This window comes from Sandaracinobacter sp. T42, assembly GCF_059115405.1.
On record NZ_CM181101.1, the window covers coordinates 2,312,817 to 2,324,792 of the forward strand.

9 protein-coding genes and 1 tRNA gene are annotated in these 11,976 nt (G+C 64.8%); 6 read left to right on the plus strand and 4 right to left on the minus strand.

The features are described 5' to 3' along the window. Nucleotides 1–56 precede the first annotated feature (56 nt). The 5 genes from lon (at nucleotide 57) to ACW9TV_RS11320 (ending at nucleotide 5,125) form a co-directional block, all read left to right on the plus strand. Nucleotides 57–2,465, plus strand: coding sequence for an endopeptidase La (gene lon, locus ACW9TV_RS11300; RefSeq protein WP_494303573.1), 2,409 nt, complete (start codon nucleotides 57–59; stop codon nucleotides 2,463–2,465). 66 nt (nucleotides 2,466–2,531) lie between these two features. Beyond that, nucleotides 2,532–2,606, plus strand: a tRNA-Val gene (locus tag ACW9TV_RS11305). A 64-nt stretch (nucleotides 2,607–2,670) separates the two neighbouring features. Beyond that, nucleotides 2,671–3,180 (plus strand): glycine cleavage system transcriptional repressor, encoded by a 510-nt coding sequence (locus ACW9TV_RS11310; protein ID WP_494303574.1) that lies wholly within the window; start codon nucleotides 2,671–2,673, stop codon nucleotides 3,178–3,180. 40 nt (nucleotides 3,181–3,220) lie between these two features. Then, nucleotides 3,221–3,904: an energy transducer TonB gene (locus ACW9TV_RS11315; RefSeq protein ID WP_494303575.1), complete on the plus strand. Its 684-nt coding sequence runs from the start codon at nucleotides 3,221–3,223 to the stop codon at nucleotides 3,902–3,904. 30 nt (nucleotides 3,905–3,934) lie between these two features. Then, nucleotides 3,935–5,125 (plus strand): M20 metallopeptidase family protein, encoded by a 1,191-nt coding sequence (locus ACW9TV_RS11320; protein WP_494303576.1) that lies wholly within the window; start codon nucleotides 3,935–3,937, stop codon nucleotides 5,123–5,125. A gap of 6 nt (nucleotides 5,126–5,131) precedes the next feature. Here the strand turns inward: ACW9TV_RS11320 and ACW9TV_RS11325 are convergent, their stop codons facing one another. From ACW9TV_RS11325 to groES, 4 genes are all read right to left on the minus strand, one after another. After that, nucleotides 5,132–5,482, minus strand: coding sequence for a DUF3147 family protein (locus ACW9TV_RS11325; protein WP_494303577.1), 351 nt, complete (start codon nucleotides 5,480–5,482; stop codon nucleotides 5,132–5,134). A 6-nt stretch (nucleotides 5,483–5,488) separates the two neighbouring features. Further along, entirely contained in the window at nucleotides 5,489–7,429 is a 1,941-nt protein-coding gene (locus tag ACW9TV_RS11330) for a S9 family peptidase (protein WP_494303578.1), read from the minus strand. Between the two features lie 263 nt (nucleotides 7,430–7,692). Beyond that, nucleotides 7,693–9,345 (minus strand): chaperonin GroEL, encoded by a 1,653-nt coding sequence (gene groL, locus ACW9TV_RS11335; RefSeq protein WP_494303579.1) that lies wholly within the window; start codon nucleotides 9,343–9,345, stop codon nucleotides 7,693–7,695. Nucleotides 9,346–9,411: 66 nt separating this feature from the next. Next, nucleotides 9,412–9,699 carry a co-chaperone GroES gene (groES, locus tag ACW9TV_RS11340; RefSeq protein WP_374387795.1) on the minus strand — a complete coding sequence of 96 codons (288 nt, stop codon included), beginning with the start codon at nucleotides 9,697–9,699 and terminating at the stop codon, nucleotides 9,412–9,414. Nucleotides 9,700–9,977: 278 nt separating this feature from the next. On the opposite strand from groES, the gene ACW9TV_RS11345 reads away from it, so the two are divergent. After that, a complete protein-coding gene (locus tag ACW9TV_RS11345) occupies nucleotides 9,978–11,954 on the plus strand; it encodes an alpha/beta hydrolase family protein (protein WP_494305084.1) in 1,977 nt (658 codons plus the stop codon). Nucleotides 11,955–11,976: the final 22 nt, after the last annotated feature.

Sequence of the window (11,976 nt, forward strand, 5' to 3'; positions counted from 1 at the left end):
TTAGTCCTCCGCCGGGCAATTGCGCATCGCAGCAGCCGCACCCATATTGCGCATCTATGACCAGTATCGACCAACTGACCCGTCCGATCCTTCCTTTGCGCGACATCGTGGTGTTTCCGCAGATGATCGTGCCGCTCTTCGTCGGCCGCGAAAAGTCGGTGAAGGCGCTCGAGGCCGTGATGCAGGGCGAGAAGACCATCTTCCTTCTCAGCCAGAAGAATCCGGCGGACGAGGATCCGGCAGCCGATGCCCTTTATGAAATCGGCACCCTCGCCACGGTGCTTCAGCTGCTGAAACTGCCGGACGGAACCGTAAAGGTTCTGGTCGAAGGTCAGCAGCGCGCGCGCAGGCTCCGCATGGAGGAAGGCGGGGAGTTCCTAACGGCTGAGATTGAGCTTCTGACCGACACCAACACCGAATCGCCCGAGGTCGAGGCGCTGATGCGCTCCGCCGGAAAGCAGTTCGAAACCTATGTGAAGGCCGCCAAGCGGATCTCGCCCGAAGTGGCGCTGCAGGTCGGTCAGATCGAGGAGGCCGGCCGCTTCGCGGATTCGGTCGCTGCGAACCTCAACCTGAAGATCGCGGACAAGCAGGCGCTCCTGTCCGAAATCGATGTCGCGAAGCGGCTGGAAATGGTCTTCGGCTTCATGGAGGGCGAGATCGGCCTTCTGCAGGTCGAGAAGAAGATCAAGAGCCGGGTCAAGCGCCAGATGGAGAAGACCCAGCGCGAATACTATCTGAACGAGCAGCTGAAGGCGATCCAGCGCGAACTGGGTGACGGCGACGAGGAAACCGACGAAGCCGCCGAATACGAAGCCCGCATCCGCAAGACGAAGCTCTCGAAGGAAGCCCGCGAAAAGGCGCTGGCCGAAGTCAAGAAGCTGAAGGCGATGAGCCCGATGTCGGCGGAAGCCACCGTCGTGCGCAACTGGCTCGACGTGCTGCTGTCGCTGCCTTGGGGCAAGGCCTCGAAGGTCAAGCGCGACATCGTCGAGGCGCAGAAGGTGCTCGATGCCGATCACTACGGCCTCGAAAAGGTGAAGGACCGGATCGTCGAATATCTGGCGGTCCAGGCCCGGACCAACAAGCTGAAGGGCCCGATCCTGTGCCTCGTCGGCCCGCCCGGCGTCGGCAAGACGTCGCTCGGCCGCTCCATCGCCAAGGCCACAGGCCGCGAGTTCATCCGCCAGTCGCTCGGCGGCGTGCGCGACGAAGCCGAGATCCGCGGCCACCGCCGCACCTACATCGGCTCAATGCCGGGCAAGATCGTGCAGAACCTGCGCAAGGCCGGCACGAACAACCCGCTGTTCCTGCTGGATGAAATCGACAAGCTGGGCCAGGATTTCCGGGGCGATCCCGCATCCGCCCTGCTGGAAGTGCTGGATCCGGAACAGAACAACAAGTTCAACGATCACTATCTCGAAGTCGATTTCGACCTTTCGAACATCATGTTCGTCACCACCGCGAACAGCTACAACATGCCGTCCGCCCTGCTGGACCGGATGGAAATCATCCAGCTGTCCGGCTACACCGAGGACGAGAAGGTGGAGATCGCAAAGCGCCACCTGATCCCGAAACAGTATGAGGCGCACGGCCTGAAAACCCGGGAATTCGCCGTCACCGACGAGGCGCTCAGGGATCTCATCCGCTACTACACGCGCGAAGCCGGCGTCCGCACGCTGGAACGGGAACTGGCCAAACTCGCCCGTAAGGCACTGCGCCAGATCCTTGAAAAGAAGGCGGAAACCGTCACCATCACGCCCGAAAACCTCAAGGATTTCGCGGGTGTGCGCAAGTTCCGCTTCGGCACTTCCGAAAGCGAGGACCAGATCGGAATGGTCACCGGCCTCGCCTGGACATCCGTTGGCGGCGACCTGCTCACCATCGAATCCGTGACGGTTCCCGGCAAGGGCGTGATCAGCACCACCGGCAAGCTGGGCGAAGTGATGAAGGAGTCGATCACGGCCGCCTTCAGCTTCGTGAAGGCGCGCTCGGCGGCTTATGGCATCCACCCCTCGACCTTCCAGAAGAAGGACGTCCACGTCCATGTGCCCGAAGGCGCGACGCCGAAGGACGGCCCGTCGGCCGGCATCGCGATGGTCACCTCCATCGTCTCGACGCTCACGGGCATTCCCGTGAAGCGCGAGGTTGCGATGACGGGTGAGGTCACGCTCCGCGGCCGGGTGCTGCCCATCGGGGGGCTGAAGGAAAAGCTGCTGGCCGCCCTGCGCGGAGGCATCACCACCGTGCTCATTCCGGCCGAGAACGAGAAGGACCTTGAGGAGGTGCCTGCCAATGTCCGCGAGGGCCTGAAGATCATTCCGGTCAGCCATGTGGACGAGGTGCTGAAGGTCGCCTTCGCGCGCCCCGTCGAGCCGATCGAGTGGAACGAGGCGGACGAGAAGGCGGCTGCTCCCGTGCCGCCCACCCCACCGGCCACGCCGGCAGCGCCGACCACGCACTGATAAGGAACAAGGCTGTTGACAGGCGGCGGGTCATCCCTTACCCGCCGCCGCTCACCGGATGGAAACGGGCGCGTAGCTCAGCGGTAGAGCACTGCTTTCACACGGCAGGGGTCACAGGTTCAATCCCTGTCGCGCCCACCATCCGGTCTTCCCGCCACGCGCTCCACGGCCTATCCTCTGGCCAACCAGAACGGAGCGACGCAGCATGAACAGCCAGTTTGTCCTCACCATCATGGGAGAGGACCGCCCCGGCCTCACCAGCGCCCTGTCCGCCGCCATCTTCCGCTGCGGCGGCAACTGGCTGGAAGGACATCTCTCCCGCCTTGGCGGCCTGTTCACGGGCGCCGTGCTGGTTGCCCTCCCGCCAGAGCGGACCGCCGATCTTCTGGCCGCGCTGGCCGCCCCCGATCTGGCCGTGCTGAAAACCGAACTGCTGCCGGCCCGCGAAGGAAACCAGCCGGGCAGCACCCTCCGCCTCTCTCTCACCAGCGCCGACCGGCCGGGAATCGTGAACGAACTCAGCCTTGTGCTCGCCCGGCTCGGCGTCAACATTGTCGAACTGAAAACCAGCGCCGCCGAAGGCGCCTGGCAGGGCTCCCCCATCTTCCGCGCCAGCGCACAGATCGCCCTGCCGGCCGGCCTCGGCCATGCCGAACTGCAGGAAGCGCTGGAGCAATTGTCCGGCGATCTGATGGTGGAACTGGAGCCGGCCTGACTGCCCCCGGATGCGCCTCCACCCCTCAGACAGGAAGGCCATGGCACTCGCGGCCGTGATCCTGCTGCACCTCGGGGTGTTCATACTCCTCCTCCGCCCGATCCTCGTGCCGGTCGCCCCCCCGGCCGAAGCTCTCATCCTCTTCGACGTGCCGCCACCTCCAGCGCCCGCGCCGGAAGCGGAAAAGCTAGGCACGCCCGAACCCGAAGCCGCCGCAGCGCCGCCGGCCCCGCGCGCAAAGCCCAGGCCGGTCGCGGCGCCCCCGCCACCTCTTCCCTCACGGCCCGAACCCTCACCCGTCGCCCCGGCGCCTTCCACCGGCACTGAAACGCAATCCGGTGCTGCCGCCGCTGGCCCCGGCACGGGGGCCGCCGGAACGGGTTCCGGCACTGGCACAAGCAACGCCGGCGCCGGCCAGGGCGGTGGCGGCGGCAAGGTGCGCGCACGCTGGAAATCCGGCCGCATCGACAGGCGCGATTACCCGGCGGATGCCGCCCGCGCGAACCTCGGCGGGCAGGTCACGGTGCATCTCGAAATCAGCGCGGAAGGCCGTGTCACCGGCTGCACGGTCGCCCGCTCCTCCGGCATCCCCACGCTCGACTCCACCACCTGCCGCCTCATCCGGCAGCGGTTCCGCTACGTACCCGCACGCGACAGCCTCGGCAACGCCGTCCCCGATCTCGTCGGCTGGCGGCAGGACTGGTGGCTGGAACCCCCGCGCTGAACGGTCTAACCTTCTATCCGGAGGCCTCGCATGACAGACTTGATCACAGACGCGCAGACCCTGCTCCCGGATCTGATCACGCTCAGACGCGCCATCCATCAGGAGCCTGAAGTGGGCCTCCACAATCCGAAGACGGCCGAAAAGATCCGCGCCGCCCTCGCCGGCCTGCCGCTCGAATGGCGGGAGGGTCCGTCCACGTCCGGCCTCGTCGCAACGCTGCGCGGCGGCGCAAACGGGCGCACAGTCCTGCTTCGCGGCGATTCCGATGCCCTGCCCATGCAGGAAGATACCGGCCTGCCCTTCGCTTCGGAAATACCCGGCGCGATGCACGCCTGCGGCCACGACAGCCATGTGGCGATGCTCGTCGGCGCCGCCCGCCTTCTCGCCGCCCGGCGGGCGGAACTGCCGGGCACCGTCCTCTTCATGTTCCAGCCGGGTGAGGAAGGCCATCACGGCGCCCGCTTCATGCTGGAGGATGGCCTTCTCGATCCGCTTCCGGATGCCGCCTTCGCGCTGCACGTCATGCCCAACGCTCCGCATGGGCTCATCAGCGGCCGGGCAGGCCCGCTGATGGCCTCGGCAGACAAGATCCGAATTACCGTCAACGGCCGCGGCGGGCACGCCTCCATGCCGCATGATGCGCTCGATCCGGTGCCCATCGCAGCCGAAATCGTCCTCGCCATCCACAGCTGGGTCACCCGAAACGTCTCCATCGCCGATCCGGCCGTCGTCACCATCGGCGAAATGAAGGCCGGCAGCACCGACAATGTCATCCCCGAAACCGCGATGCTCTACGGCACAATCCGCACCCTCAGCACAAGGCAACGCACCGCCGTGCAGGCAGGCCTGAAACGGCTGGTCGAAGGGATCGCCGATGCCCATGGCGCATCGGCCAGCGTGGCGTTCCGGCAGGGCTTCCCGGTCACCGTCTGTGATGCAGCCGCCGTCGCCTTCGGGGAACGCACCGTGAAGGACCTGCTCGGCGAAGAATCCTGGCACACCCTGCCAGCCCCGATGATGGGGGCAGAGGATTTTTCCTACGTGCTGGAAAAGCTGCCCGGCGCGATGTTCTTCCTCGGCGCGTCGCACGAAGGGGCCGACTGGCGCGGCTGCTGCGCCCTGCATTCGAACCGCATGGTGCTGGATGAAAGCGTCATGGCGCGGGGCGCGGCGGTCCACGCCGCACTCGCCGCCCGCTTCCTGGCCGAGGGCTTCGGCTGAAATCCCCTACAGCCGGATCCCCACGCGCGGGGCCAGCCAGAACATTCCCAGATACAGCAGTGCCGCCAGCCCGATGGAAAGCGCCATCGCCAGCCAGAATCCGAAGCCGCTGCGCAGCAGAAACGGCAGCAGCAGGAACATCGGCATGGACGGCAGGAGGAACCAGAAGGCGCTGGTCGAAAGCTGCGCGACCTTTTCGGTGTCCCGTGTGCCCGTCCACAGCCACAGGAAGGTCAGGATCGAAACCAGCGGCAGCGAAACGATCAGCCCGCCTACCGCAGGCCAGCGGCGCGCCGCTTCCGAGGCGATCGCGATGATCGCCCCGGAAACCAGCGCCTTCATCAGAAGCAGCCACATCGTCGGCTATTTTCCGCCTTCCAGCGCCGCCTTCAGCCCCGGCGCATATTCCGCCCCGTGCGGCACCTGCGCGGAAGAGGCCTTCACCGTTCCGCCGATCGGCTCGGCCCGGCCGCCGATGCACTGGCTCAGGAAATTCTCCGCCACCGCCATGAAGGCAATGTTGTTAACCGGGCGGGCAAAGCCATGGCCTTCATCCGGGAACAGCACATAGGTCACGGGAATTTTCTTTGCTTCCATCGCGGCCACGATCTGGTCGCTTTCCGCCTGCTTCACGCGCGGATCATTCGCCCCCTGCCCGATCAGCAGCGGCTTCCGGATCCGGTCGGCATAGGTCAACGGAGAGCGCTCCTTCAGCCACTTCTGACCTTCGGGCGTCTGCGGATCGCCCATGCGCTTCACCAGCTGCTTGTAGAAGCTCTCCCAATAAGGCGGCACGGTCGAAAGCAGCGTCTGCAGGTTCGACGGGCCAACGATATCCACGCCGCAGGCAAAGGTGTCCGGCGTGAAGGTCAGCCCGGCCAGCGTCGCATAGCCGCCATAGCTGCCACCCATGATCGCAACCCGCTTCGGGTCCGCAAAGCCCTGCGCCACCGCCCAGTTCACGCTGTCGATCAGATCGTCGTGCATCTTCGCCCCCCACTCGCCGTTGCCGGCGTTGGTGAAGGCTTTGCCGAACCCGGTGGAGCCCCGGAAATTCGGCTGCAGCACGGCATAGCCCCGGTTGGCCAGGAACTGCGCATAGCCATCAAAGCCATAGCTGTCGCGCGCCCAGGGGCCGCCATGCACCAGCAACACCATCGGCAACGGCTTGTCGGGCCGGCTCTCCACGCCTGCGGGCAATGTCAGGTAGCTGACGATTGTCTTCCCATCACGAGACAGGATTTCCACCGGCCGCATCTGCGCCAGCGGCGCCCCCACCAGTTCGGGCCGGCTGTCGAACAGCTTCGTCAGCACCTTCGCCTTGCGGTCGTACACGAAGGCCGCGGCGGGGGCCGTCGAATTGTCGGTGGTCACGATCCAGCGATCGTCCGCCTCCGTTCGCGAGGAAAGCAGCCAGTTCCCCATCTTCGCCTTCAGGAAGGCGATGTCATCCGCCACGGCCGGGTCCAGCACCGTCCATTCCGGCTTCAGATAGTCATAGCTCGCCGCCTCGACTGTCTTCGTAACCGGATTCACCAGCAGATTGCCCAGGTCCGCCTTCGGATTTTCCGAAACCAGACGCGTCTTGCCGGTCGCCCAGTCCATTGCGAACAGCGCGCCGGTGTCCCGATTGCGGCTGTCGATGAAATACAGCGTCTTCCCGTCGGCCGTGAAATGCTGGATGCCCGTCGTCTGGCTGTCGTCCAGCCCATAGGTCAGGAACGGCTTGTCGGCGATCCTGCCGCCGTCGATGCGGAACACATCCTGCCCGCCTTCCGCATTCGGCCGCACCGCTGCGCGCAGAACCAGCTCCTCATCCGCCACGAAGCCGGCATAGCCCTCGTTGCGCATCACCTCGGTCAACTGGCCGGTCTTCAGGTCCAGCGACCAGACATCGTGCCACTTCGCATCGCGGTTGTTCAGTCCCACCAGGATACGATCCGGATGCCTGTCCGACATGCCGACGATCTGCACCGTCGTTTTCTGGAAATCCGTCAGCAGCTTCGGTTCGCCGCCCTCGGCCCGCACGCCATACAGCAGGAAATCCTCGTTCCCGCCGGCATCGTTGATGAACAGGATCATCGAACTGTCCAGCGCCCAGAAATGCTGGCGGATCGGTCGCTTCGTTTCCGCCGTCAGAGCCCGCGCCTTCGAAAGATCGCCTGCAGGCGCAACCCAGATGTTCAGCACCCCGTTGTTCGGGGCCAGCCAGCTCACCCATTTGCCGTCGGGCGAAAAGCGCCCTTGCGCTTTCGTCGGGTTCCCGAACAGCTTCGTCCGTTCGATGAGGGGGGTATCAGTCATCGCAGATCCTTGTGCAGATGCGGGAACAGCCGTCGCGCACAGCAGCGCAGCGAGCCCAGCCCTGATGGCGGTCGTCATCAATCCGTCTCCCTTGTTGTCAGCAGGCCGGTTCCCCTCAGCCCCGGCTGGCCGTCCCCGCAGCCTAGGCAAGCTGCTCCCGCCGGGCAAGTGCCACAGCGACACCCCGCCCGATCGGGCGCGGGCAAAAAGAAAGGGCGGAGGTTTCCCTCCGCCCTTCCCTGTTCTCTGGCTCGACGCCGGACTTAGAAGTCCATGCCGCCCATGCCGCCCATGCCGCCCATGCCGCCCGGCATGCCGCCGGCAGCCGGCTTGTCTTCCGGCAGTTCGGCGATGGTGGCTTCGGTCGTGATCAGCAGGCCAGCGACAGAAGCCGCGTCCTGCAGCGCCGTGCGGACGACCTTGGTGGGGTCCACGACGCCGGCGGCGACGAGGTTTTCATACACGTCGGTCGCGGCGTTGAAGCCGAAGGTGGTTTCCTTCTGCTCCAGCAGCTTGCCGGCAACCACGGCGCCGTCATGGCCGGCGTTCGCGGCGATCTGGCGAACCGGGGCCTGCAGCGCGCGACGGATGATGTCGATGCCGCGGGTCTGGTCGTCGTTCACGCCCTTCAGGCCGTCCAGCGCACGGGTGGCATAGAGCAGCGCGGTGCCGCCGCCCGGAAGGATGCCTTCCTCCACGGCTGCGCGAGTGGCGTGCAGGGCATCGTCAACCCGGTCCTTGCGCTCCTTCACTTCCACTTCCGTCGCGCCGCCAACCTTGATAACGGCAACGCCGCCGGCCAGCTTCGCGAGCCGCTCCTGCAGCTTTTCGCGGTCATAGTCGCTGGTCGTGGTTTCGATCTGCGCGCGGATCTGCTCGACGCGTCCCTTGATCGCGTCGGCCGCACCGGCACCGTCGACGATGGTGGTGTTGTCCTTGTCGATCGTCACCTTCTTGGCCTGGCCCAGCATCTGGAGCGTCACATTCTCCAGCTTGATGCCCAGATCTTCGCTGATCATCTCGCCGGCGGTCAGGGTGGCGATGTCTTCCAGCATCGCCTTGCGGCGATCACCGAAGCCAGGCGCCTTCACGGCGGCAACCTTCAGGCCGCCACGCAGCTTGTTGACCACCAGGGTCGCCAGCGCTTCGCCTTCGACGTCTTCGGCGATGATCAGCAGCGGACGGCCCGACTGCACCACCGCTTCCAGCACCGGCAGCAGAGCCTGCAGGTTGGACAGCTTCTTTTCGTGGATCAGGATGTAGGGGTTGTCGAGCTCGACCTGCATCTTCTCCGCGTTGGTGATGAAGTAGGGGGAGAGGTAGCCGCGGTCGAACTGCATGCCTTCAACGACATCCAGCTCGAAGTCGAGGCCCTTCGCCTCTTCCACGGTGATCACGCCTTCCTTGCCGACCTTCTCCATGGCTTCGGCGATCTTCTCGCCGACTTCCTTGTCGCCATTGGCCGAAATGATGCCGACCTGGGCGATTTCCGCCGAGTTCGCGACCGGCTTGGAACGGCTCTTCAGGTCTTCGACGATCTTCGTCACGGCCAGATCGATGCCGCGCTTCAGGTCCATCGGGTTCATGCCCGCCGCAACCGACTTCAGGCCTTCGCGCACGATCGCCTGCGTCAGCACGGTGGCCGTCGTGGTGCCGTCGCCGGCCAGGTCGTTCGTCTTCGAAGCGACTTCGCGCACCATCTGCGCGCCGATGTTCTGATACTTGTCCTTGAGCTCGATCTCCTTGGCGACGGTGACGCCGTCCTTGGTGATGCGCGGGGCGCCGAAGCTCTTTTCGATCACGACGTTGCGGCCCTTCGGCCCCAGCGTCACCTTCACTGCATCGGCGAGGATGTCCACGCCCTGCAGAATGCGCTCACGGGCGTCGCGCCCGAACTTCACGTCCTTGGCTGCCATATGCTTCGTTCCTTCCAATTGTCATCCCCGCGCACGGCGGGGATCCGGTTCCCGTGAAAAGCGTCCTCAGCCGATGATGCCGAGGATGTCGCTTTCCTTCATGATGATCAGATCCTTGCCGTTCAGCTTCACTTCCGTGCCGGACCATTTGCCGAACAGGATCTTGTCACCGGCCTTCACATCCAGCGGAATACGGTCGCCGTCTTCATCCTTGGTGCCCAGGCCCACGGCGATCACTTCGCCTTCCTGCGGCTTTTCCTTGGCGGTGTCCGGGATGATGATGCCGCCGGCCGTCTTTTCCTCGGCCTCGATGCGGCGAACCAGCACGCGGTCGTGCAGCGGGGTGAAATCCACCATGTCGGTCCCTCTTTATTGCCTGGACTTCGGTTCGAAGTCGCTTGCGTTGAATTTCGGGCAGGCGCCTACAGCTCCCGCCCGCATTTAGCACTCACCCTCGGGGAGTGCTAACACAAGGTCAGATATGGTCGCTCCCCTGCCCGGTCAAGGGCACGCCAACCATGAAATTTTGATGTCCGCAGCCGCCTCGGGGCGACTGACCCACTTGCCATTTCCGCAACGCCCGCCACACTCCCTCTCAGTTGCGTAGAAGGAGTTCCAGGGTCGTGCGTTTCATGTCCGTTGCCGCGCTGTGCACCACAGCGCTCGTCGCCCTGACCCCACAGATTGCAGTCGCGCAGGATGCGCAGGATCTTGCCCGCAAATTCGGCGCAAGGCCAGGCGTGGAAGATGCCGCCCTGTCGCCGGATGGCCAGCGCATCGCCTATCTGGCGCCAGCCAGGGGACAGGGCGCCGTCGTCCAGGCGGTCGACCTCGTTGAAAGTGCAACGCCGCAGGCACTGTTTGCCGCCAATGGAGAGCCGGTCCGTCTGCAATGGTGCAACTGGGTCACACCGGAGCGTCTTGTTTGCCGCATGGGCGGTATCAAGACGGACGGCAACGATCTCTCCACCTTCTCGCGCATGCTCGCGATCAATCGCGATGGCTCCAACGTTCGGGAATTGTCGAATCGTCAGACCGCTTACTCCATGTCTTCGCCGGATTATGGTGGCGGCGTCATTGACTGGTTGCCAGACGATCCAGACGGCAAGGTTCTCATGCAGCGGCAGTATGTGGAGGAATACGCAACCGGACGGGCCGCAGCCAAAACAGATACCGGCCTTGGCGTTGACCGCGTCGACACCAACAATCTCAGGGTAACACCTGTCGAGAGGCCCGAGCGCCTCGGTTCAGAATTTATCACCGATGGCCATGGCACTGTCCGAGTGCGCGGCCTGTTCGAGCTAAAGGGCGATGGCTATGATTCCGGTTTCCGGCGATATTTCTATCGCCTGCCGGGCAAGAGCGAATGGAAGCCGCTGTCCACCCGCAACACCATGACGGATGAAGGCTTTGACCCCTACGCCGTCGATCGCGACAAGAATGTCGCCTACGGCTTCGACAAGTATCAGGGTCGGCAGGCATTGTTCAGCCTCTCGCTCGACGGGGCCGACACGAAAACCCTCATCGTCGCACGCAAGGATGTCGATATCGACGGTCTCGTCCGCATCGGCCGCCATCAGCGTGTCGTCGGCGCCAGCTACGCAACCGACCGGCGCACAGTGGACTATTTCGACCCGGCCATCTCCCGGCTGCACGCCAGCCTCTCGAAGGCCCTGCCCGACAAGGGCCTTCTCAGCATCATCGATTCCTCCGTGGATGAACAACGGCTGCTGATCATCGCCAGCTCAGACAGGCACCCCGGCACCTATTATCTGTTCGACCGCGCCGCCAAGAGCCTCAGTCCCGTCCTCACCGTCCGGCCCCAGCTGGAAGGCATGACGCTCGCGGAAATGAAGCCCATCGAATATCCGGCGGCGGACGGCACGATGATCCCCGGCTACCTCACCCTGCCGCCGGGCAAGGAGCCGAAGAATCTGCCGGCCATCGTCCTTCCCCATGGCGGCCCCTCCGCGCGGGATGAGTGGGGCTTCGACTGGCTGAGCCAGTTCTACGCCGCAATGGGCTATGCCGTCCTCCAGCCGAACTTCCGCGGCTCGGCCGGCTACGGCGACGCCTGGCTGCAGACAAACGGCTTCCAGTCCTGGAAAACCGCCATCGGAGACGTGTCGGACGCCGGCCGCTGGCTGGTGAAACAGGGCATCGCCGATCCGAAGAAGCTGGGCATCGTGGGCTGGTCCTACGGCGGCTATGCGGCGCTGCAATCCGCTGTGATCGATCCCACCCTGTTCAAGGCCGTGGTGGCCATTGCGCCCGTCACCGATCTCACCAAACTCAAGGATCAGTACCGCCGCACCTCCGGCCGCACCACCGCCTTCGATTTCATCGGCGCCGGCCCGCACATCATCGAAGGCTCGCCAGCCCAGCGCGCCGCCGAGATCAAGGCCCCGGTGATGCTGTTCCACGGCGCGCTCGACGTGAACGTGGATATCGCCCACTCAAGGCTGATGGCCGAAAAGCTGAAGGCCGCAGGCGCCGCGCCGCGCCTCGTCACCTGGGACAATCTCGACCACTATCTGATCGACAGCGAAGCCCGAACGAAGATGCTCTCCGAAAGCGAAGCCTTCCTGCGCCAGTCGTTCGCGCACTGAAACGGTCGGGGCCGGCGCACGC

Excerpts from the sequence above, each read along its gene's own strand:
- groL (WP_494303579.1), bottom strand. The coding sequence starts at position 9,345 with ATGGCAGCCAAGGACGTGAAGTTCGGGCGCGACGCCCGTGAGCGCATT.
- ACW9TV_RS11320 (WP_494303576.1), top strand. The coding sequence starts at position 3,935 with ATGACAGACTTGATCACAGACGCGCAGACCCTGCTCCCGGATCTGATC.
- lon (WP_494303573.1), top strand. The coding sequence starts at position 57 with ATGACCAGTATCGACCAACTGACCCGTCCGATCCTTCCTTTGCGCGAC.
- ACW9TV_RS11325 (WP_494303577.1), bottom strand. The coding sequence starts at position 5,482 with ATGTGGCTGCTTCTGATGAAGGCGCTGGTTTCCGGGGCGATCATCGCG.
- ACW9TV_RS11345 (WP_494305084.1), top strand. The coding sequence starts at position 9,978 with ATGTCCGTTGCCGCGCTGTGCACCACAGCGCTCGTCGCCCTGACCCCA.
- ACW9TV_RS11330 (WP_494303578.1), bottom strand. The coding sequence starts at position 7,429 with ATGACTGATACCCCCCTCATCGAACGGACGAAGCTGTTCGGGAACCCG.
- ACW9TV_RS11310 (WP_494303574.1), top strand. The coding sequence starts at position 2,671 with ATGAACAGCCAGTTTGTCCTCACCATCATGGGAGAGGACCGCCCCGGC.
- ACW9TV_RS11315 (WP_494303575.1), top strand. The coding sequence starts at position 3,221 with ATGGCACTCGCGGCCGTGATCCTGCTGCACCTCGGGGTGTTCATACTC.